2 protein-coding genes are annotated in these 3795 nt (G+C 34.2%); both read left to right on the forward strand.

From position 1 onward, the window contains the following. A partial coding sequence (locus QZ143_RS09635) for a non-ribosomal peptide synthetase (protein ID WP_292883678.1) occupies window positions 1-2701 on the forward strand: 2701 nt, incomplete at its 5' end. After that, on the forward strand, window positions 2637-3795 hold a 1159-nt coding region (locus QZ143_RS09640), incomplete at its 3' end, for an SDR family oxidoreductase (RefSeq protein WP_292883680.1). The genes QZ143_RS09635 and QZ143_RS09640, both read left to right, overlap by 65 nt.

The following is a 3795-nucleotide window of genomic DNA, read 5'->3' on the forward strand; positions in this document are numbered from 1 at the left end:
TATTGAAAAAATAGCTTCTGAAATTAAAATTGAAGATGATGAATCGCAGGATATTAAAGAACTTTATCCTTTAACTCCAAATCAACTTGGAGTTTACTTTGACTGCATTAAAAATCTGGATAACACTGCATATAACCTTCCGAAGAAAATGGAATTTAGTGAAGGAATTGATGTTGGCAAACTTAAATCATCAATCATTAAAGCTATTGAAAATCATCCGTATCTCAAAACAAGAATAATAATGGATAACGGTGAAGTATATCAGCAAAGAAGGGATGATTTAAAAATTGATGATATGATTGAAGTTGTTGATGAAGCTGATGTTGATGAGTTTGTAAAACCATTCAAACTGGATGAGGGTCCATTATTCAGATTTAAGATAGTTGGAAACTCAATGCTTTTAGCTGATTTCCACCACATTATTGTTGATGGAACCTCTTTAAACATTTTATTTGATGAAATCTCAAAAATCTATGATGGAAAAGATTATGAGATTGAAGAGCTTGACGGATTTGAATATTGCTTAAATGAGATTAAAACACGCCAATCCGGTTTATATGAGGAGGCAAAATTATTCTTCAATAACAGAGTCAAAGAGTTTGATGATGTAACATTAATTCCACAGGACATTAACGGCGATGAATCACAAGGTAAAGTCGCAATGAATGATATTTTCCTTGAAAAAACCAGTATTGATGAGTTCTGTTCAAAAGCAAATATCTCTCAGAACAATTTGTTCCTGGCAGCAACATCATTTGTTATAAATAAATTCGCATATAATCGTGATACATTAATCGCAACTATCACTAATGGTAGATTCAATCCAAATCAACAGAAAACATTGGCCATGATGGTTAAAACATTACCATTAGCATTGAAATTAAATTCTGATTCAACTCTTAAGGAATACTTTGAATATATAAATGGGGAATGGCTGAATGTATTGACATATTCCGCATATCCTTTAACTGAAATTTCAAATGAATTCGATATTGCTCCTGAAATATTATATGCTTATCATGGAAAAATCATTGAAGACATTGAAATCGGTGGAATGAAAGTTGAAAGACAGTCTATTGATTATGAAGGACTGAAATTCAAAGTCAACATTAATGTTGTGGAAGTTGATGGTCAATACAGAATTTTCTGCGAATATAATGATCAGTTATACTCTGAAACTTTAATCAGCACTTTCCTTGAATCAATTAGAATAGTTTTAAACAAATTCCAGACATTTGATGAAAGCACATTGATGAAAGATATTTCAATCATTGAAAACGATGACTGGGGTGTCGATGATTTGGCATATGATGATGTTCCTGAAGACAGATTAAATAAAATATTTGAAAATCAGGTTGAAATGCATCCTGACAGAGTAATATTATATGCCACTGACGGGGAATTTACATATGATGAACTAAATAAAAAAGCTAACAGAATTGCTCACAGCCTCATTAAAAGGGGTGTCGGTCCTGAAGACAGAATAATGTTTATATTAAATAGGGACAGTAATGTGGTTGCATCAATATTTGGTATTCTAAAATCTGGTGCAGCATTCATTCCGGTGGATTCAGAATATCCATCTGAGAGAATTGAGCATGTTTTAACAGACAGTGAATCCAAATTTATCATTGTGGATGATGTGATTGAGAAGAAAGGTATAGATTTAAGTGGATATGAAGATAATTTGCTTGATGTTAATGAACTGCTCAAAGAAAAAGACACTGCTAACCCTGATCCGGATGTGCATGCAAACAATATGGCATATCTCATTTACACTTCAGGTTCAACAGGACTTCCTAAAGGAGTAATCCTTGAACATGGAAACATTGCAAACTTTGTGTATCCTGACCCAAGGAATGTTTGTACTTATGAACTGGTTCATAATCTTGAAAAAGAAGATTATAAAGTATTGTCCACAACAACAGTTGCATTTGATGTATTCCAGCAGGAAATTATGGGATCACTTTTGAATGGTGTTCCAATGGTATTTGCTAATGATACTGAATATAAAGATCCAATTGAAATGATGGATTTAATCCACAGAACCGGTGCAAATGTTTACATTGCAACCCCATCAAGACTGCTTCAGTATCTTGAAATTGAAGCGATGCAGGAGACTATGTATGGATTTAAGGTATATATTCATGCTGGAGAACCTTTCTCTAAAAGATTATATGAGCTTCTCTCACAAAATTCCAATGGAAAATTCTTTAATATGTACGGGCCAACAGAAACAACTGTCTACTGTAACGGTGTTCAGCTTGAAAGCTCAGATATTCACATTGGAAAAGAATTATTCAACGTTCATGAAATGGTCATGGACTTTGACTCCAATCCATTGCCTCCAAATGTAATAGGGGAGTTATATATTGCAGGAAAAGGGGTTTCAAGAGAATACTTGAATCGTCCTGAGAAAAATGCTGAGGCATATGAAGTTATTAACGGAATAAGATTTTACCGTTCAGGAGATTTTGTTAAGGTCACTGAAGAAGGAGATTATTATGTATTCGGAAGAATGGATAATCAAATCAAACTCAGAGGTTTAAGAATAGAAATTGGGGAAATTGAAGTTGGACTTTCAAAATTCCCTGGAATCAAATCCGTTGCAGTTGTTGTTAGAAAAATCAAAGGCAATGACCATTTATGCGCCTACTTCACAGCAGAGGAAAATATCGATACAAAACTCCTCAAACGTTGATTTAAAAGCTTCCCTTGCGGAAAAATTGGTATATTATATGGTTCCAACAGTTTATATGGAACTTGATGAAATGCCTCAAACAGCAAATGGTAAAACAGACCTCAGAAACTTACCTGAACCTGTTTTAATAACAGAATATGTGGCTCCTGAAAATGACATTGAAGCATTCTTTACAAACCTGTTTGGTGAAATCTTAGGACTTGATGAAGTAAGTGCTACAGATAATTTCTTTGAAATTGGTGGAACCTCACTTTTAGTGACCAAAATTACAATGGAGGCACTAAACAGAAACTATAATCTGAACTATGGGGATGTATTTTCAAATCCAACTCCAAGAGCATTGGCCGAATTGGTATTATCCGACCAGTCTGAAGAGAAAAAAGCTGAACTGTCATATGATTATTCCGATATTGATTCATTACTTAAGAAAAACACTCTTGAAAACTTACTTGATGGCGAAATTCAGGATAGTTTGGGAAATATTTTACTCACCGGAGCTACAGGATTTTTAGGAATTCATGTTCTTCGTGAAATATTGGAAAATGAAACTGGTGATGTATACTGTTTCATAAGATCAAACAAAGTATTAAGCGGAGAGGAAAGATTAAAATCACTTCTCTTCTATTATTTCTCCAATGAATACGAAGAGCTTTTCAATGAGAGATTGCACATTATTGAAGGGGATATTACAAACTTTGAAGACTTTGAAAAACTTATTAATGTAAACATTGATACCATTGTCAATTGTGCAGCTAATGTGAAACACTTTTCATCTGGAACGGACATTGAGGACATTAACCTTGGTGGTGTTGTAAACGGGCTTAAGTTTGCTAAAATGAAAAATGCAAAATATGTTCAGGTTTCAACCTACAGTATTGCAGGTGAAAGTATTAACAATTATCCTCCTGTCGATGTTCCGTTCACAGAGCAGGACTTATTCATTGGTCAGGCTGTGGACAATCAGTATCTTAACTCCAAATTCCTCGCAGAAAGGGCAGTTCTTGAAGCTGCGGTAGAGAATGATTTGGATGTTAAAATCATGAGGGTTGGAAACCTGATGGCAAGAAGCTCTGACAGTGAATTCCAAATTAACT

Source organism: Methanobrevibacter sp. UBA188, from assembly GCF_905234905.1.
GTDB lineage: Archaea > Methanobacteriota > Methanobacteria > Methanobacteriales > Methanobacteriaceae > Methanocatella.